Here is a 17,197-nt window from a genome sequence, read left to right as displayed (position 1 = left end):
AAATTTAGGAGAATATTATGGCAAGATATAGAGGACCAGTAGAAAAATTAGAAAGACGCTTTGGTGTTAGCTTAGCATTAAAAGGGGAAAGAAGACTAGCTGGCAAAAGTGCACTAGATAAACGCCCTTATGCACCAGGACAACACGGAGCAAGAAAAGGTAAAATTAGTGAGTATGGACTTCAATTAAGAGAAAAACAAAAAGCTAAATTTATGTATGGAGTAAGTGAAAAGCAATTCCGTCGTTTATTTGCTGAAGCAGCAAGAAGAGAAGGAAATACAGGGGTATTACTTATCCAACTTTTAGAACAAAGATTAGACAATGTAGTATATAGAATGGGTTTTGCTACAACACGTCGTTTTGCAAGACAACTTGTAACACATGGACATGTTTTAGTAAATGGTAAAAGAGTGGATATTCCTAGCTTTAGAGTAGAAGCAGGTGCTAAAATCGAAATCATCGAAAAAAGCAAAAACAATCCTCAAATTACAAGAGCTATCGAACTTACAGCACAAACTGGAATCGTTGCTTGGGTTGATGTTGAAAAAGATAAGAGATTTGGAATTTTCACAAGAAAACCTGAGAGAGAAGAAGTTGTCATTCCGGTTGAGGAAAGATTTATCGTTGAGCTTTACTCTAAGTAATAGGGGCTAAATATGAGAAACATTACAACATCTGCTTATACGCCAACAGAATTTACAATAGAAAACATTAGTGATACTGTGGCTAAAATCAGTGCTTGGCCTTTTGAGATCGGCTATGGAATCACCCTAGCCCATCCTTTACGCCGTTTGCTTTACACTAGCACCATAGGATATGCTCCAACTGCAATTCATATTGATGGCGTAGCTCATGAATTTGATAGCATGCGTGGTATGCTTGAAGATGTAGCACTTTTTATCATTAATCTAAAAAAACTACGCTTTAAAATTAAAGGCGAATCAAATAAAGAAATAGTAGAATTTAGCTTTAAAGGCTCAAAAGAAATTTACGGCAAAGATCTAAATAATGATCAAGTAGAAGTAGTAAATAAAGACACCTATCTAGCAACAATCAACGAAGATGCTGAACTCAAATTCACATTGATTGTTGAAAAAGGTATTGGCTATGTACCAAGCGAAGAAATTAAAGAGCTTATAAATGATCCTAAATTTATAGCTTTAGATGCTTTCTTTACACCTGTAAGAGAAGCAACCTATGATATTGAAAAAGTTTTATTTGAAGATAATCCTGATTATGAAAAAGTGGTTTTAACCGTAACAACTGATGGACAAATCACTCCAAATGAAGCTTTTCAAAATGCTTTAGAAGCTATGTATAAACAATTATCAGTATTTGATAAAATTACCAATGTTAGAAGTGTAATTAAAAATCAAGCAACAAGCAATGAACTAGAAAATACTAAATTATTGCAAAACATTACAGATTTAAATTTAAGTGCTAGAAGTTATAATTGTCTTGAAAAAGCAGGAGTAGTTTACATAGGCGAGCTTGCTTTGATGAGTGTAAGTGAACTTGCAGGGCTTAAGAATTTAGGTAAAAAATCTCTTGATGAAATTAAAAACATCATGGAAAGCATAGGTTTTCCTGTGGGAACTTCTAAGCTTAGCGATAATAAAGAAATACTTAAAAATAAAATCGCAGAATTAAAAGCACAAAACGAAGGATAAAGAATGAGACATAAACATGGATATAGAAAACTTGGCAGAACTTCATCTCATCGTGCTGCCTTATTAAAAAATTTAACTATAGCTTTAGTAAATAGCGGAAAAATCGAAACCACTCTACCAAAAGCTAAAGAATTAAGAGGTTATGTAGAAAGATTGATTACTAGAGCAAGACTTGGAGATTTTAACGCTCATAGAGCAGTTTTTGCTTCATTACAAGATAAAAACGCTACTAATAAATTAGTGACTGAAATTGCTCCGAAATTCAAAGATCGCAATGGTGGATATACAAGAATCATCAAAACAAGAATTCGCCGTGGTGATGCTGCTGAAATGGCTTTCATCGAATTTGTAGCTTAATCAAATCCTAGCTTTTGCTAGGATTAATACTTCAATTAAATACCCTAAAAATAAAAAGTTTTAAATAATTATTTTAAATAAAATTAAATTTATTTATTTTCTAAAACCCTTGCTAAAAATTCAACTACTTATGCTAATATAAGTTTTTAATTTTTAATTTCAAGGATATGTTATGCAAGAAAACACTCGTTTACGCATTGCGATACAAAAATCAGGTAGACTTTCAAAAGAATCCATAGAGCTTCTTTCAGAATGTGGTGTTAAAATGCATATCCATGAACAAAGTTTGATCGCTTTTTCTACAAATTTATCCATAGATATTTTACGCGTTAGAGATGATGATATCCCTGGGCTTATTTTTGATGGGGTTGTAGATTTAGGCATTATAGGGGAAAATGTTTTAGAAGAAAATGAACTTGAACGCCAGTCTTTAGGAGAAAATCCAAGCTATAAACTTTTAAAAAAGCTAGATTTTGGCTTTTGTCGTCTTTCTCTTGCCTTACCTCAAGAAAGTAAATTTCAAAATTTGAAAGATTTTGAAGGCTTAAGGATAGCTACTTCTTATCCACAACTTTTAAAGCGTTTTATGAAAGAAAATGGAATTAATTATAAAAATTGTATGCTTACAGGTTCTGTTGAAGTAGCCCCTAGGGCAAATTTAGCCGATGCAATTTGCGATCTTGTTTCAAGTGGAGCAACTTTACAAGCAAATAATCTTAAAGAAGTTAAAGTCATTTATGAATCTCGTGCTTGTTTGATTCAAAAAGAAAATGCTTTAAGCAAAGAAAAACAAGCCTTAGTGGATAAAATTATGTTGCGTGTAGCAGGAGTAATGCAAGCAAGAGAATCTAAATACATTATGCTTCATGCTCCAAAACAAAAGCTTGATAAAATTCAAGCCCTACTTCCAGGAGTTGAAAGACCAACCATCTTACCTTTAGCACACGATGAAAAAAATGTAGCTTTACATATGGTAAGTAAAGAAAATCTTTTTTGGGAAACCATGGAGGCTTTAAAAGAAGAAGGTGCGAGTTCGATTTTGGTTCTGCCTATAGAAAAAATGTTAAAGTGAGTAAAAAATGCAAATTTTAGTATATGATAATTTAGATGAAAAACAAAAAGAAGAAGCATTAAAACGCCCTGCTATAAGTGCGAAAGATGAAATTTCAAAAATAGTAAGTTCTATCATTAAAGAAGTGCAAGAAAAAGGCGATGAAGCTTTGATAGAACAAGCTTTAAAATTTGATAAGGCTGAAATTTCTAATATTAAAATCACTCAAGAAGAAATTACTCAAGCAAGCAATCGTTTGGATAAAGATTTGCAAGAAGCTATTTTAGTAGCTTATGAAAATATCAAAAAATTCCACGAAGCCCAAATCCCACATGAAATCGCTCTTGAAACTACAAAAGGCGTTAAATGTGAGGTTTTAACACGCCCTATAGAAAAAGTAGGACTTTACATACCAGGGGGTTTAGCACCTTTGTTTTCAACGGTTTTAATGCTAGCTATTCCTGCAAAAATTGCAGGTTGTGAAAAAATCGTTTTAGCAAGTCCTGCAAAAATCAATGATGCCGTGCTTTTTTGTGCTAAGCTTTGCGGCGTGGATGAAATTTATCAAATGGGTGGTGCAGGAGCTATAGCGGCTTTGGCTTACGGTACGCAAAGTGTTTTAAAGGTGGATAAAATTTTTGGCCCAGGAAATGCCTTTGTAACCGAAGCAAAACGCCAAGTAAGTAGCGATATAAACGGAGCAGCTATTGATATGCAAGCAGGACCTAGTGAAGTTTTAGTAATAGCTGATGATTTGGCTAATGAAAAATTTGTAGCTAGTGATTTGCTTTCACAAGCTGAACATGGTGCAGATTCTCAAGTGATTTTGGTGTGTTTAAGTCAAGATTTTGCTAAAAAAGCAAGCGATGAAGTCCAAAGTCAATTAGAACTTTTGCCTCGCAAAGAACTTGCAAGCAAAAGTATTGCGAATTCACGCATTATCATAGCTAAAGATTTAAATCAAGCTTTAGAAATTTCAAATCTTTATGCCCCTGAACATTTGATCATACAAACTCAAAATCCACGAGAACTTTTAAAAGGTGTAAAACACGCAGGATCGGTATTTTTAGGAGCTTATTCCCCAGAGTCTATGGGTGATTATGCAAGTGGGACAAATCATGTTTTACCTACTTATGGACTTACTAAAACGCATTCTAGTTTAGGTTTAGCAGATTTTAGTAAAAGAATGACCGTTCAAGAATTAAGTAAAGAAGGCTTTTTAGCTTTGGGTAAAAGTGTTGAAATTTTAGCGCAAAATGAGCATTTAGACGCACACAAAAATGCAGTAACTTTTCGTTTAGAGAGCTTAAAATGAGTCAAAAAATCCTTTTTATAGATAGAGATGGCACTTTAATAGAGGAGCCAAAAAGCGATTTTCAAATCGATACTCTTGAAAAATTGCGTTTTGAAAAAGATGCTATTCCTACTCTTTTAAAACTAAAAAATTTTGGATTTAAATTTGTCATGGTAAGCAATCAAGATGGTCTTGGAACGCCAAGTTTTCCAAAGGAAAATTTTGAAATTGCTCATGAAAAAATGCTTGATATTTTAAAAAGTTGCGGTATAGAATTTCAAGATATTTTTATTTGTCCGCATTTTGAAAATGAAAATTGTGCTTGTAGAAAACCTAAAACCGCTATGTTAGAAGAGTATATCAAACACGAACTTTATGATAAGGAGCAAAGTTTTGTTATCGGAGATCGTGAGAGTGATATGATCTTAGCTTCAAATTTAGGCGTGCGTGGTTTAAGATATGGCGAACTTTCTTGGAAAGAAATAGAAAATGAAATTTTAAGTTCTTTTAGAAGTGCGAGTTATCAAAGAACTACTAAAGAAACAGATATAAAAGTAAAAGTGTGCTTAAATGGGGGCAAGGTTAGCATTAAAACAGGTATTGATTTTTTTGATCACATGTTAGAGCAAATCGCTGTACATGGAGGCATAGGGCTTGAAATTTCTTGCAAAGGGGATTTAGAAATCGATGAGCATCATAGCGTTGAAGATGTAGCCTTAGCACTTGGAGCTTGTATCAAAAAAGCCTTAGGGGATAAAATCGGCATTGCAAGATATGGTTTTGCTTTACCTATGGATGAGTGTTTGGCAAGTTGTGCGATGGATTTTTGCAATCGTCCCCATTTAGTCTATAAAGCCAAATTTAAAAAATCTCATTTAGGGGCGGCTTTAAGCACAGAAATGATCGAGCACTTTTTTTATTCTTTAAGCTATGCTATGGGCGTGAGTTTGCATTTAAAAGTTAAAGGCAAAAACGATCATCATAAAGCCGAAGGGCTTTTTAAAGCCTTTGCAAAAGCTTTGAAAATGGCAGTGAAAATAGAAAGTGAAAATTTAGCCAGCTCTAAAGGAGTGATATGAAAAATAAGCTTAGTTTTGAAAATTTTCTAAAAAATTTACAAATTACAAATAGACATTTAGATTTTTATGTAGATTGGAAAAAATGTTTAGATAATAAAAATAAAATTAGCATCTACCTCAATCATCTTAATTTTTTACTTGGCAAAAATAAAGATGATTTAAAACAATATATAAAAGAACTTTTTAGAGAGTATCCAAAAGCTTTTAGCGTTTTAAATATATTAATTGCAGTCAGAGATAAGGATAAAAAAAAGGATATTGTTATAGATCAATTTTCAAATTTTGTTTCTTTAGAAGGATACTTTAAAAATTCAGATAGTGTTTATAATTTTATTTGTGAAACAGGTTTGTTAGAAATTTTTTCTACCTATGAAATTAAAGATTTAAATGATTTTGTATTTGGGGTTGAAGTCGGACTTGATACTAATGCCAGAAAAAATCGTAGTGGTAATATAATGGAGATGCAATTAAAAGAAATTTTTACATTACATTGCTTAAATTTTGAAGAACAGGTAAATATTCAAAAATTTTCCGAACTTCATAATGCTTTTGGAAAAGATATAAAAAAATTTGATTTTGTAATTTTTACCTCCAATAAAACTTATTGTGTAGAATGTAATTTTTATGCAAGCAATGGAAGCAAGCTCAATGAGGTTTCTAGAGCTTATCAAGAATTGGCTTTAAAATTTGATTCACTTTCGCAATATGAATTTATATGGGTAACAGATGGATATGGTTGGTTAAATGCTAAAAATAAACTTGCAGAAGCTTATGAAAAAGTAGAAATTTATAATCTTTCTAATATTAATGATTTTATCTTAAAGGTTAAGAATGATTATTAAACCTACTTTTATTAGCAAAGATAAAAATTTTACTCTTTATCAAAATGATTGTAACGAATTATTACCTCAATTCGAAAAACAATTTGATTTAATCTTTGCCGATCCACCATATTTTCTTTCAAACGATGGTTTAAGTATTCAAAACGGTAAAATTGTTAGTGTAAACAAAGGAGATTGGGACAAAGGTGATGATATTGAAAAAATAGATGAGTTTAATTTAAAATGGCTATCTAATGCAAAAATAGCACTTAAAAATACTGGAAGTATTTTGATTTGTGGGACTTATCATAATATTTTTTCACTTGGTAGAATTTTACAAAAGCTTGATTTTAAAATTTTAAATATTATTACTTGGCAAAAAACAAATCCTCCACCAAATTTTAGCTGTCGTTATCTTACACATTCGACAGAACAAATTATTTGGGCTAGAAAAAGTCATAAATATAAGCATATTTTTAATTATGAAATTTTAAGATTTTTAAATAGCAACAAACAAATGCGTGATGTTTGGACTTTCAATGCTATTGCTCCTTGGGAAAAAACAAATGGAAAACATCCTACACAAAAACCTTTAGCTTTGCTTACCAGACTTATTTTAATGGCAAGCAATGAAGATTGTTTGATTTGCGATCCTTTTAGCGGAAGTTCAACTACAGGCATTGCAGCAAATTTATTAAATAGAAAATTTATAGGTTTTGAGAAAGAAAGTGAATTTATTGAAATATCAATAGCTAGAAAAAAAGAATTAGAAAATAATTTTAATACTATTAAAAACAAAATTAGTGATTTACGATTATTGGAAAAAAATAATTTATTTCAAGGAGTGATATGAAAATCATCATCATCGATACAGCCTGTGCGAATTTGGCATCTTTGAAATTTTGTCTGGATAGATTAGGTTTTAATGCAACTATCAGCAGGGATTTAAAAGAACTTGAAAGTGCGGATAAGCTTTTTTTACCTGGAGTGGGTACCGCAAAAGAAGCAATGAAAAATTTAGAACAATTTAATCTTATTGATTTTATTCAAAATACCAAAAAACCTTTGCTTGGTATTTGTTTAGGTATGCAAATTTTAGGAAATTTTTCTGAAGAATTAAATCAAGAAACCTTAAAACTCATAGATTTTACAACTCAAAAATTTAAAGCTAAAGAAGGCTTTACTTTTCCACATATGGGATGGAATGAAGTTTATAGCTCTCATGCTTTGTTTAAAGGCTTAGAAGGGGCTTATTTTTATTTTGTGCATAGTTATTGTGTAGGACTTGGGAAATACACTATAGCAGATTGTGAGTATTCGCAAAAATTTAGCGCAAGCGTAATGAAAGATAATTTTTACGGGGTGCAATTTCACCCTGAAAGAAGTAGCGAGGCTGGGGAAATTTTAATTTCAAATTTTATTAAGGATATAGGATGACTCAAATCATACCCGCACTCGATCTTATAGATGGCGAAGTGGTGCGTCTTGTAAAAGGGGATTACGAACAAAAAAAAGTATATAAATACAATCCCTTAAAGAAATTTAAAGAATACGAAAAAGCAGGAGCGAAAGAACTTCATCTTGTAGATCTTACAGGTGCAAAAGATCCTAGCAAAAGACAATTTGCTTTGATAGAAAAATTAGCCAAAGAAGTCAGTGTCAATTTGCAAGTAGGTGGAGGTATACGCTCTAAAGCAGAAGTTAAAGCTTTGCTTGATTGTGGAGTAAAAAGAGTAGTTATAGGATCTATGGCAATTAAAGATGCGACTTTATGTCTTGAAATTTTAAAAGAATTTGGTAGTGAAGCTATAGTTTTAGCCTTAGATACGATTTTAAAAGAAGATTATGTTGTGGCTGTAAATGCTTGGCAAGAAGCAAGCGATAAAAAGCTTATGGAAGTTTTAGATTTTTATAGTAATAAAGGCTTAAAACACATACTTTGCACAGATATTTCAAAAGATGGCACCATGCAAGGAGTAAATGTAAGACTTTACAAACTTATCCATGAAATTTTTCCTCATATTTGCATTCAGGCAAGTGGTGGAGTAGCAAGCTTAAAAGACCTTGAAAACTTAAAAGGAATTTGTAGTGGGGTTATCGTAGGAAAAGCTTTATTAGACGGAGTTTTTAGTGTAGAAGAAGGGATAAGATGTCTAGCAAATTAAGTTACAAAGAACTTGCTTTAGAAATTTTAAAACAAAGCGATAAGCCTTTAAGTGCTAATGAAATTTGGCAAAAAGCTCTTGAAAAAGGCTTAGATAAAAAGCTTTCTAGTATAGGGCAAACTCCAATTGCTACTTTAGGAGCTAGAATATATGTGGATATAAAAGAATTACAACACAATTCTTTGTTTATCAAAGCTTCCCAAAAACCTACAACTTTTTGGCTAAAAGAAAGAGAAAATGAACTTTTAAAGCTTGATAATAAAAATGAAATTACTAACGAAAAACAAGAAAAAAATAAATTTCATGAAAGAGATTTACACCCCTTGCTTGTAAAATTTTTATATGAAAATTTAGATTTTAATTTAAATTGCAAAACAATTTACCATGAACAAAGCAAAAAGGGTAAAGGTGGGGAAGATAAGTGGAATTATCCTGATATTGTAGGGGTTTATTTTCCTTATGATGATTATGAAAAAGAAACCATAACACTTTTAGAAAATATCAAACAAAACAGCTATAAACTTTTTTCTTTTGAACTTAAAATTGCTTTAAATTTTTCAAATTTAAAAGAATGCTATTTTCAAGCTGTAAGTAATTCTAGCTGGGCAAATGAAGGCTACTTGGTTGTTTTACAAGAAATTGATAGCGAGGTTTTAAGCGAGTTAAGACGCTTAAATCAAAGTTTTGGCATAGGAGTGATAAAACTTGAAAAAGATATTTCAAATTCTCAAATTTTAATTAGTGCAAAAGAAAAAGAACTTGATATTCAAACACTAAATATGCTGATCAATAAAAATCCAAATTTTAAAGAATTTATTGATGATATAAACAAACAAATTAAAGTGGGCAAAGAAGCAAAAATTCAAGCTAATTTTGATGAAATTAAAAGCGATGAAGAAATGGAAAAATATCTTAAAGAAAAATGTATTTTGGAGAAATAAATGCTTACAAAACGCATAATTGCATGTTTAGATGTTAAAGATGGCAGAGTAGTAAAAGGAACACAATTTAAAAACCATAAAGATATGGGAGATATCATAGAGCTTGCTAGGTATTATTCTCAAAATGGTATTGATGAACTTGTTTTTTATGATATTGCTGCAAGTGCTAGAAAAGAACGCATATCAAGAGAATGGGTAAGTGAAGTAGCAAAAAATATCAATATTCCTTTTTGTGTTGCAGGGGGTATTAAAAGCGAAGAAGATGCAGCTGAACTTTTGGCTAATGGGGCAGATAAAATTTCCATCAATTCTCCTGCTTTAAATGATCCAAGCCTAATCACACGCCTTGCTAAAAGCTTTGGCGTGCAATGCGTAGTAGTAGGGATTGATAGTTTTAAAGATGAAAATGGAAATTTAAAAGTATTTCAATACACAGGGGATGAAAAAACAAGTAAACATAGTGGAAAAAGCACTTTAGAATGGGTTAAAAAAGTGCAAGATCTAGGTGCAGGCGAAATTGTTTTAAATATGATGAATCAAGATGGTGTTAAAAATGGCTATGATTTAGAACAATTAGAAGCTGTATATAAAATTTGTAAAGTACCTTTGATCGCAAGTGGGGGAGCGGGAAAAATGGAACATTTTTTAGAAGCTTTTAAACTAGGTATAGATGGGGCTTTAGCTGCTTCTGTTTTTCATCAAAAACTTATAGACATTAAAGAATTAAAAATTTATCTTAAAAATCAAGGTTTAAGTATAAGGATATAATATGCAAAATTTCAAAGAACTTAATGAAAAAATTGCTTGGCAAAAAGTGGATCATCTTTTACCTGTCATCATCCAAGATGCAAAAACTTGTGAAGTTTTAATGCTAGGTTTTATGAATAATGAAGCCTTAGAAAAAAGCTTAGAAAGTGGCAAAGTAGTCTTTTTTTCACGCACAAAACAGCGTCTTTGGATGAAGGGTGAAGAAAGTGGAAATTTCTTAAATATCGTAGATTTAAGCTTGGATTGCGATAATGACACGCTTTTAATTTTAGCAAATCCTGTAGGGCCTACTTGTCATACGGGCGATATTTCTTGTTTTGAAAAAATTTCTAAAAATGCGGATTTTGTTTTTCTAGCCAGACTTGAAAAACTTATTAATGCACGCAAAAATGCCGATGAAAATACTTCTTATACAGCAAAACTTTTCAAAAGTGGCACAAAACGCATCGCACAAAAAGTTGGTGAAGAAGGCGTAGAAACAGCTTTAGCAGCGACAGTAAAAGATAAAGAAGAGCTTATTTGTGAAGCAGCGGATTTAATGTATCATTTAAGTGTTTTACTTGCAGATGCAAATCTTAGTTTCTCAGATGTGATTTCAAAGTTGAAAGAAAGACATAAAGCTTAAAGCTTTATGTAAATGAATTTATATCAATGCAAGGCTTCGTTAAGTTTGACTGCTTTTTTATTTAAAGCTACTATCATAGCACCACTTATAGAATCTTGACGGAAATGTAGTCCATTTAAACCTTTAAGCTCTAAGCCTTTGTAAATTTCTTTATCAAAATTAAAATAAGGATTAAGTTTAGCAAGCTCTTCGGCATCTTTGAGTAAAAATTTCGTTCCTTCTAGCACCGCAATACCTGCATCAACTATACAATTATCCCCTAAAGGAATTCCTGTCACTGAATTAGCCCCTAAAAGACAAGCCTTACCTACGCTTATAGCATTGCCACTTGTTCCACTTAAAACACCTAAAATCGAAGCTCCACCACCCACATCAGAACCTTCTCCTACTATAGCACTCGAGCTAATACGCCCTTCAACCATACAAGCTCCTGTTGTACCTGCATTAAAATTCACATAACTTGCCCCTGGCATGATGGTTGTTCCTGCTGCTAAAGACGCACCCATTCTTACTTTAGAACTTTCTAAAATTCTTGTATTATCCTCAGGGATAATATGTGCTAAAAATCTTGGAAATTTATCAACAAAATCGATTTTTGGATATTGATTGCTCATTTTTAAACGCATTTCATTTGCTCTTAAATACTCAAGCTCGATAGGTTTATCATCGCTCCAAGCTACATTGCTTAAAAGTCCAAAAGCTCCATTTAGATTAATACTTCTTAAAGGCACTTTTTTAGTAGAAAGCAAATAAAGTTTTAGATAAACACTTTCTACACTTAAAGGTTCTTTATCCTCAAAAAGACAAACAAAAGCAAATTCATCGTCTTTAAATTTATCTTTGATAATCTTTAATAAATCGATATTTTGATGCCCCTCTTCTTCTAAAAAAGGTTTAAAACAAGAAAGTGCAAAATCAATATCTTCTAATTTCAAAGTTTGTACAAACTCACTCGCATTAAAATCAATCTCCACACCCCTTTGCATAAAAGCTTCAAGCATGATTGCCGCTGAGCCAAAATTTTGCTCATAATTAATCAAAGCAAAACTTGCTTGTAAGATTTTATTTTTATTTAACTGTCCTCTATCAAGCCTTGCTATACCAAAAGCTTTAGGTTTTTTATAGCCACTTTTTTGCTCGATTTGTTTGATTAAAAGTAAAAAATCTTCTTTAGTATTAATCATTTTCTTTTCCTTATCCACTTAATTTTTAATGCGAACACGCACTTTTTCCATTCATCACAGGTTGTATAGCAGAATTATCCGCACCACCTTCATTGTTAATCTTTTCTATAAAGCTCCAAATTTTTTCAGCTGCTGTTAAATAACGCTTTGAACTCACACTTTCAGGGTGATAAAAACTCACAGGCTTGCCTTCATCTCCACCTTCTCTTACTATCATTTCTATAGGAATTTGTGCTAAGACTTCACTTTTATAGGCTTTTGCCATATCCTCAGCCGTTCCTTTGCCAAAAATATCATACTCTTTACCATTATCAGGACATAAAAATCCGCTCATATTTTCAATCACACCCGCTATAGGAATGTGAAGTTTATTAAACATATCTAAAGCTCTTTTACTATCGTCTAAAGATACAGTTTGAGGCGTACTTACACAAACTCCCGCAGTAATAGGAATACTTTGTGCAGAAGTAATTTGCGCATCGCCTGTTCCTGGAGGCATATCCAAAAACAATACATCAAGCTCAGGCCAAATTACATCAGCTAAAAGTTGCTCAATTGCTTTCATAATCATAGCTCCACGCCACATAAGCCCTTGACCCTCTTCGATCAAAACCCCCATACTCATCATATAAACACCATGAGTTAAAATAGGCTTTAATCTCTGCCCTACTACTTCAGGCTGAGTTTTGGTTTCACCTAGCATTCTTGGAATATTGGGCCCATAAATATCTGCATCTAAAATACCTACTCTTTTTCCCATTTTAGCCATGGAAATTGCTAAATTCACTGTAGTTGTAGATTTACCCACACCACCTTTTCCACTTGAAACCATGATGAAATTTTTTACTTGTGGAGCAATATTTTTTCCACTTCTTGAATTACTTTTTTCTTCAGGAATTTTTGGAGTGATGATATTAAGTTCGATATTTTTTAAAGCCAAACTCGATAAAGCTTCAGTAGCATTTTTACGAATTTCATTAGCTACCTCAGGATTTGCTGAAACGATTTCTATATCAATAAATACACCATCATCTTGAATTTTAATATCTTTTACAAAGTTAAAACTCACTATATCCTTTTCAAAACCAGGATATTTTACAGTTTTTAATTTCTCTAAAATTTGTTCTTTCATATTTTTTCCTTGTCTTTTAAAAAAATCAATTTTACTAATAAAATGATAAAATTTAGCTTTTTATAAGTGTATAATATGGTAACATTATAAAAACCAACAATATTAAAAAGAGGAATGAAAAAATGAGTGAAATTAGCCTCATTATGTTAGCAGCTGGAAATTCTACTCGTTTTAACACAAAGGTAAAAAAACAATTTTTACGACTTGGAAATGACCCTCTTTGGCTTTATGCAACAAAAAATTTAAGCTCTTTTTATCCTTTTAAAAAAATAGTTGTTACCTCTAGTAATATTTCTTATATGAAAAAATTTACTAAAAACTATGAATTCATAGAAGGTGGTGATACCAGAGCAGAATCCTTAAAAAAAGCCTTAGAGCTCATAGATAGCGAATTTGTTATGGTAAGTGATGTAGCAAGGGTATTGGTGAGTAAAAATTTGTTTGATCGTTTGATTGAAAATTTAGATAAAGCAGATTGTATTACCCCTGCTTTAAAAGTTGCAGATACAACACTTTTTGACAATGAAGCCTTGCAAAGAGAAAAAATCAAACTCATTCAAACCCCGCAAATTTCTAAAACCAAATTGCTTAAAAAAGCCTTGGATCAAAACCTAGAATTTACAGATGATAGCACAGCTATAGCTGCAATGGGTGGAAAAATTTGGTTTGTTGAAGGTGAAGAAAATGCAAGAAAACTAACCTTTAAAGAAGATCTTAAAAAGCTTGATTTGCCTACACCTAGCTTTGAAATTTTTACTGGCAATGGTTTTGATGTGCATGAATTTGGAGAGAATCGCCCTTTGCTTTTAGCAGGAGTGCAAATTCATCCTACTATGGGGCTTAAAGCACACAGCGATGGAGATGTTTTAGCTCACTCTTTAACTGATGCGATTTTAGGTGCTGCAGGACTTGGAGATATAGGAGAGCTTTATCCTGATACTGATATGAAATTTAAAAATGCCAACTCCATGGAGCTTTTAAAACAGGCTTATGATAAAGTCAGAGAAGTAGGTTTTGAACTCATTAATATAGACATTTGCGTCATGGCACAAAGCCCTAAACTTAAAGACTTTAAACAAGCTATGCAAAGCAATATAGCTCATACTTTAGATTTAGATGAATTTAGAATCAATGTTAAAGCCACAACAACGGAAAAATTGGGTTTTATTGGAAGAAAAGAAGGTATGGCGGTGCTTAGTAGTGTAAATTTAAAATATTTTGATTGGACAAGATTATGAAAGTTTTAATTATTGAAAATGAAATTTATCTAGCGCAAAGCATTAGCATTAAACTAAGTGATGCTGGATATAGCTGTGAAATTATCAACTCGTTTGATGAATACAATGGTGAAAAATACTATGATATTATACTGCTTTCTACAAATACTAATAATTTTCTAAAAGCCGTAGGTCAGTTTAAACATAGTATTATTATTTTGCTTATTTCTTACATAAGCACAGATACAGTTTCAAATCCTTTGAAATTAGGTGCTAGTGATTATATTCAAAAACCCTTTATGATAGAAGAGCTGATTAGAAAAATAAAGCATTATCAGGATTTTAGAAAACTTTCAATCCTTAATAAAGCTTATCAAAGCTATATCAAATCAAGATTAGAAACAATCAAAATTCCAGAGTATAATTATAAAAAATTAAAACTTCCATTGATGTTAAAATCCAACAAGCAAAGCAGTGCTGATGCTTTTGTTTTTAATTATACAAATGAATGTGACATTACTCTTTCTTTTATTGATTTAACATCTACAAATTCAGTTGAAAAAGTTATGAAACTTCCCACAGAAAACAATCTCTTATTTTTGAGTAATTTTCAAGCATTAAAAGCAACAGAAAAGGAAAAACTCCTAGATTTTATACAAAACAAAAATGTTATTTTACATACCAATTCAAATACAGATGATTTAAAAATAAACTGCATTAATTTAAATGATAATGAAAAAAATATCGATAGCAATGAAATTTTAACCATAGATGAGTATGTAAAATATGTTATTATAAATTACCAAAATATATTTCCTGATACTGATCTTTCAAAAAAATTAGGCATTTCACGTAAATCTTTATGGGAAAAAAGGAAGAAATATGAAATCAGCAAGAAAAAATAAAAACATTACCATAGTTCAAAATGAATTTGGCATCTTGTCACTTATTAAAGAAGGTTTGCTAGGTACTTGCACTCATTTAATGAATGAAAAAGAAGTCAATGAAATCATTAAATCAGGAAAATTTAAAGGAGAAAGTTTTCCCTATCCCTTAAGCTTTGCACCAAAAAATGCTGAAGAAGCACTAAATGATATAAAATCTGGCGATAGAATCGATCTCATACTAGACGAAAAAGTAGTAGGACATATAGATTTTAAAAGCCAATTTAAAAATAATAAAAATTTTTCTGATATTTTCAGTCCTAACACTTGCTCTTTGGAAGATATGGGAACAACTTGTATAAGTGGAAAAATAGAAATTTACAATTCTCAAATTAAAAAAATAAAAGAAAATTTTCAACAAATCAAAAACAATCTTAATGCACAAAAAATTACCGCTATAGTTTCAAGTTTTGATCCTTTGCATCGTGCTCATGAAAGAATGTTTCGTTGGACTATTGATAAAGCAGATTTAGTTGTAATTTTTCTTGTAGAATCTTTTGATGCAAATGGATTTGAATTCGAACTTAAAGAAGCGTATTTGAAAAAATTTATTCAAAACTATCTTCCGCCAGATAGAATTTTCATTTTTCCATTAAAAAATATTAATATTTTTCACGCTCATTTAAATCCTGGCTTAGAAAGCATTATCGCAAAAAGTTTAGGTTGTACCAAACTAGTAGTAGGACAAAATCATACAGGACTTGGAATGTTTTATGATGATAATCAACCAAAAACCATACTTGATGATTTTTCCAAGGACTATGGCATAGAAGTGATTGTTTTACCTGAATTTGTATTTTGCGATCAATGTCGCATGATTGTTAGCACAAGATCTTGCCCTCATGGTTGTCATCACCATTTGCACTATAATTCTCAGTCTTTAAAAGATTTACTAAGAGCGGGTATCATTCCTCCAGCAATTTTCATGCGCAAGGAAGTATCTAGTGTTATTTTAACTTCTCTTTTTCCAAATAGATTAAAAAATATGCAAAAAATTTATAATGAGCTTTTTCCAACTGATGGAATTTTAGAATACAAAAATGATGAAGAATTTTATCAAAAACTTTTAGAAATTCATCAAATGTCTTATATGGTGTAACAAAATGCAAAAATTATTTTTAACTTTTTTTTATTCAGGCTCCGTAAAAAAGGCAAGTGGGACTTTTGGTACTATCGCTGCTTTAATACCTGCTTTTTTTATACTTAAATATCTTGCGATTAATACTTTGTTTTTACTAAGTATTTTAATTTTTGTTGCAAGTATTCGTGTTATAGATGATTATGAAAAAAAAACAGGAATTCACGATGACAAACACATAGTTATCGATGAAGTTGCTGGGGTTTTTCTTGCTTGTGCTATTGCAGCAAGTGTCGAAAACTCAATAGTCAATTTTATTTTGGCTTTTGTTTTATTTAGACTCTTTGACATTACAAAACCTTCTATTATTGGCAAAATAGATAAAAAAGTCAAAGGCGGACTAGGTGTAATGCTTGATGATATGCTAGCAGGATTGTTTGCTGGACTTTTAAGTGCGGTAATTTATGGATTTTTACTTAAATTTAATTTAGTTTTTTGGGATATAAATTTAAAAGATTTATTTTGAAATTTTGCTTAAATTAATTAAATTTTAAATTTTATTCTTATATAATTTAGTCTTTAATTTCAAAAAAGGAAAATATAAATGGCAAACCATAAATCTGCTGAAAAAAGAGCAAGACAAACTATTAAAAAAACAGAAAGAAATAGATTCTATAGAACAAGACTTAAAAATATAACTAAAGCCGTAAGAGAAGCTGCAGCAAATGGAGATAAAAATGCTGCTAATGAAGCTTTAAAAGTAGCTAATAAAAGCATTCATGCTATGGTAAGTCGCGGTTTCATTAAAAAACAAACTGCTTCTCGCCGTGTAAGCCGCTTAGCCCTTTTAGTAAATAAAATCGCATAATTT

General features: G+C 31.3%; 20 protein-coding genes. 18 read left to right on the top strand and 2 right to left on the bottom strand.

Annotated elements, in window-relative coordinates; all coding sequences use genetic code 11:
- Nucleotides 1-17 precede the first annotated feature (17 nt).
- The 13 genes from rpsD (at nucleotide 18) to hisIE (ending at nucleotide 10,771) form a co-directional block, all read left to right on the top strand.
- The gene (gene rpsD, locus AJN70_RS08005; RefSeq protein ID WP_002856574.1) at nucleotides 18-644 is read left to right on the top strand and encodes a 30S ribosomal protein S4; all 627 of its coding nucleotides are present in this window, start codon (nucleotides 18-20) and stop codon (nucleotides 642-644) included.
- A 12-nt stretch (nucleotides 645-656) separates the two neighbouring features.
- A complete protein-coding gene (locus AJN70_RS08000; RefSeq protein ID WP_002862241.1) occupies nucleotides 657-1,670 on the top strand; it encodes a DNA-directed RNA polymerase subunit alpha in 1,014 nt (337 codons plus the stop codon).
- Between the two features lie 3 nt (nucleotides 1,671-1,673).
- Nucleotides 1,674-2,027, top strand: coding sequence for a 50S ribosomal protein L17 (gene rplQ / locus AJN70_RS07995; RefSeq protein WP_002851332.1), 354 nt, complete (start codon nucleotides 1,674-1,676; stop codon nucleotides 2,025-2,027).
- A 172-nt stretch (nucleotides 2,028-2,199) separates the two neighbouring features.
- The gene (gene hisG, locus AJN70_RS07990; RefSeq protein WP_002862242.1) at nucleotides 2,200-3,099 is read left to right on the top strand and encodes an ATP phosphoribosyltransferase; all 900 of its coding nucleotides are present in this window, start codon (nucleotides 2,200-2,202) and stop codon (nucleotides 3,097-3,099) included.
- Nucleotides 3,100-3,106: 7 nt separating this feature from the next.
- Nucleotides 3,107-4,393 (top strand): histidinol dehydrogenase, encoded by a 1,287-nt coding sequence (gene hisD, locus AJN70_RS07985; protein WP_002862243.1) that lies wholly within the window; start codon nucleotides 3,107-3,109, stop codon nucleotides 4,391-4,393.
- Nucleotides 4,390-5,451, top strand: a complete 1,062-nt coding sequence (hisB, locus tag AJN70_RS07980) for a bifunctional histidinol-phosphatase/imidazoleglycerol-phosphate dehydratase HisB (protein ID WP_002862244.1) — start codon at nucleotides 4,390-4,392, stop codon at nucleotides 5,449-5,451. The genes hisD and hisB overlap by 4 nt, the downstream gene beginning before the upstream one ends.
- Nucleotides 5,448-6,293 (top strand): type II restriction endonuclease, encoded by an 846-nt coding sequence (locus tag AJN70_RS07975; protein ID WP_044778671.1) that lies wholly within the window; start codon nucleotides 5,448-5,450, stop codon nucleotides 6,291-6,293. The genes hisB and AJN70_RS07975 overlap by 4 nt, the downstream gene beginning before the upstream one ends.
- A complete protein-coding gene (locus AJN70_RS07970; protein ID WP_070295678.1) occupies nucleotides 6,283-7,125 on the top strand; it encodes a DNA-methyltransferase in 843 nt (280 codons plus the stop codon). Before AJN70_RS07975 ends, AJN70_RS07970 begins: the two co-directional genes overlap by 11 nt.
- Nucleotides 7,122-7,709, top strand: coding sequence for an imidazole glycerol phosphate synthase subunit HisH (gene hisH / locus AJN70_RS07965; RefSeq protein WP_002851270.1), 588 nt, complete (start codon nucleotides 7,122-7,124; stop codon nucleotides 7,707-7,709). The genes AJN70_RS07970 and hisH overlap by 4 nt, the downstream gene beginning before the upstream one ends.
- Nucleotides 7,706-8,437, top strand: a complete 732-nt coding sequence (gene hisA, locus AJN70_RS07960; RefSeq protein WP_002895369.1) for a 1-(5-phosphoribosyl)-5-[(5-phosphoribosylamino)methylideneamino]imidazole-4-carboxamide isomerase — start codon at nucleotides 7,706-7,708, stop codon at nucleotides 8,435-8,437. Before hisH ends, hisA begins: the two co-directional genes overlap by 4 nt.
- Complete coding sequence (locus AJN70_RS07955) at nucleotides 8,422-9,378, top strand: COG2958 family protein (protein WP_002895367.1); 957 nt, start codon at nucleotides 8,422-8,424, stop codon at nucleotides 9,376-9,378. The genes hisA and AJN70_RS07955 overlap by 16 nt, the downstream gene beginning before the upstream one ends.
- Entirely contained in the window at nucleotides 9,379-10,146 is a 768-nt protein-coding gene (hisF, locus tag AJN70_RS07950) for an imidazole glycerol phosphate synthase subunit HisF (RefSeq protein WP_002860062.1), read from the top strand.
- 1 nt (nucleotide 10,147) lies between these two features.
- On the top strand, nucleotides 10,148-10,771 hold the full coding sequence (gene hisIE, locus AJN70_RS07945) for a bifunctional phosphoribosyl-AMP cyclohydrolase/phosphoribosyl-ATP diphosphatase HisIE (RefSeq protein ID WP_002868829.1): 624 nt from the start codon (nucleotides 10,148-10,150) through the stop codon (nucleotides 10,769-10,771).
- Between the two features lie 23 nt (nucleotides 10,772-10,794).
- On the opposite strand, the gene AJN70_RS07940 is transcribed toward hisIE, so the two are convergent.
- Both AJN70_RS07940 and AJN70_RS07935 read right to left on the bottom strand, forming a co-directional pair.
- The gene (locus tag AJN70_RS07940; RefSeq protein WP_002866583.1) at nucleotides 10,795-11,955 is read right to left on the bottom strand and encodes a tetrahydrodipicolinate N-succinyltransferase N-terminal domain-containing protein; all 1,161 of its coding nucleotides are present in this window, start codon (nucleotides 11,953-11,955) and stop codon (nucleotides 10,795-10,797) included.
- 25 nt (nucleotides 11,956-11,980) lie between these two features.
- Nucleotides 11,981-13,087: an Mrp/NBP35 family ATP-binding protein gene (locus tag AJN70_RS07935; RefSeq protein WP_044261721.1), complete on the bottom strand. Its 1,107-nt coding sequence runs from the start codon at nucleotides 13,085-13,087 to the stop codon at nucleotides 11,981-11,983.
- 122 nt (nucleotides 13,088-13,209) lie between these two features.
- Here AJN70_RS07935 and AJN70_RS07930 point away from each other — a divergent pair, with 122 nt between their 5' ends.
- From AJN70_RS07930 to rpsT, 5 genes are all read left to right on the top strand, one after another.
- Complete coding sequence (locus tag AJN70_RS07930) at nucleotides 13,210-14,325, top strand: bifunctional 2-C-methyl-D-erythritol 4-phosphate cytidylyltransferase/2-C-methyl-D-erythritol 2,4-cyclodiphosphate synthase (RefSeq protein WP_002856129.1); 1,116 nt, start codon at nucleotides 13,210-13,212, stop codon at nucleotides 14,323-14,325.
- Nucleotides 14,322-15,209, top strand: a complete 888-nt coding sequence (locus AJN70_RS07925; RefSeq protein ID WP_052776787.1) for a response regulator — start codon at nucleotides 14,322-14,324, stop codon at nucleotides 15,207-15,209. Before AJN70_RS07930 ends, AJN70_RS07925 begins: the two co-directional genes overlap by 4 nt.
- Nucleotides 15,187-16,347: a sulfate adenylyltransferase gene (locus AJN70_RS07920; RefSeq protein ID WP_070233520.1), complete on the top strand. Its 1,161-nt coding sequence runs from the start codon at nucleotides 15,187-15,189 to the stop codon at nucleotides 16,345-16,347. Before AJN70_RS07925 ends, AJN70_RS07920 begins: the two co-directional genes overlap by 23 nt.
- 4 nt (nucleotides 16,348-16,351) lie before the next feature.
- Nucleotides 16,352-16,852 carry a phosphatidylglycerophosphatase A gene (locus AJN70_RS07915; protein ID WP_070233519.1) on the top strand — a complete coding sequence of 167 codons (501 nt, stop codon included), beginning with the start codon at nucleotides 16,352-16,354 and terminating at the stop codon, nucleotides 16,850-16,852.
- Between the two features lie 78 nt (nucleotides 16,853-16,930).
- Nucleotides 16,931-17,194, top strand: a complete 264-nt coding sequence (rpsT, locus tag AJN70_RS07910) for a 30S ribosomal protein S20 (RefSeq protein WP_002856547.1) — start codon at nucleotides 16,931-16,933, stop codon at nucleotides 17,192-17,194.
- Nucleotides 17,195-17,197: the final 3 nt, after the last annotated feature.

This window comes from Campylobacter sp. BCW_4341 (genome assembly GCF_001764255.1).
Taxonomy (GTDB): Bacteria; Campylobacterota; Campylobacteria; order Campylobacterales; family Campylobacteraceae; genus Campylobacter_D; species Campylobacter_D jejuni.
This window is presented reverse-complemented; position numbering and strand designations above follow the sequence as displayed.

Coding starts and splice junctions, on each gene's coding strand:
- rpsD (WP_002856574.1), top strand. CDS start 18: ATGGCAAGATATAGAGGACCAGTAGAAAAATTAGAAAGACGCTTTGGT.
- AJN70_RS07955 (WP_002895367.1), top strand. CDS start 8,422: ATGTCTAGCAAATTAAGTTACAAAGAACTTGCTTTAGAAATTTTAAAA.
- AJN70_RS07970 (WP_070295678.1), top strand. CDS start 6,283: ATGATTATTAAACCTACTTTTATTAGCAAAGATAAAAATTTTACTCTT.
- rpsT (WP_002856547.1), top strand. CDS start 16,931: ATGGCAAACCATAAATCTGCTGAAAAAAGAGCAAGACAAACTATTAAA.
- AJN70_RS08000 (WP_002862241.1), top strand. CDS start 657: ATGAGAAACATTACAACATCTGCTTATACGCCAACAGAATTTACAATA.
- hisD (WP_002862243.1), top strand. CDS start 3,107: ATGCAAATTTTAGTATATGATAATTTAGATGAAAAACAAAAAGAAGAA.
- AJN70_RS07925 (WP_052776787.1), top strand. CDS start 14,322: ATGAAAGTTTTAATTATTGAAAATGAAATTTATCTAGCGCAAAGCATT.
- hisIE (WP_002868829.1), top strand. CDS start 10,148: ATGCAAAATTTCAAAGAACTTAATGAAAAAATTGCTTGGCAAAAAGTG.
- hisB (WP_002862244.1), top strand. CDS start 4,390: ATGAGTCAAAAAATCCTTTTTATAGATAGAGATGGCACTTTAATAGAG.
- AJN70_RS07920 (WP_070233520.1), top strand. CDS start 15,187: ATGAAATCAGCAAGAAAAAATAAAAACATTACCATAGTTCAAAATGAA.
- AJN70_RS07915 (WP_070233519.1), top strand. CDS start 16,352: ATGCAAAAATTATTTTTAACTTTTTTTTATTCAGGCTCCGTAAAAAAG.
- hisG (WP_002862242.1), top strand. CDS start 2,200: ATGCAAGAAAACACTCGTTTACGCATTGCGATACAAAAATCAGGTAGA.
- AJN70_RS07930 (WP_002856129.1), top strand. CDS start 13,210: ATGAGTGAAATTAGCCTCATTATGTTAGCAGCTGGAAATTCTACTCGT.
- AJN70_RS07935 (WP_044261721.1), bottom strand. CDS start 13,087: ATGAAAGAACAAATTTTAGAGAAATTAAAAACTGTAAAATATCCTGGT.
- hisH (WP_002851270.1), top strand. CDS start 7,122: ATGAAAATCATCATCATCGATACAGCCTGTGCGAATTTGGCATCTTTG.
- rplQ (WP_002851332.1), top strand. CDS start 1,674: ATGAGACATAAACATGGATATAGAAAACTTGGCAGAACTTCATCTCAT.
- AJN70_RS07940 (WP_002866583.1), bottom strand. CDS start 11,955: ATGATTAATACTAAAGAAGATTTTTTACTTTTAATCAAACAAATCGAG.
- hisA (WP_002895369.1), top strand. CDS start 7,706: ATGACTCAAATCATACCCGCACTCGATCTTATAGATGGCGAAGTGGTG.
- AJN70_RS07975 (WP_044778671.1), top strand. CDS start 5,448: ATGAAAAATAAGCTTAGTTTTGAAAATTTTCTAAAAAATTTACAAATT.
- hisF (WP_002860062.1), top strand. CDS start 9,379: ATGCTTACAAAACGCATAATTGCATGTTTAGATGTTAAAGATGGCAGA.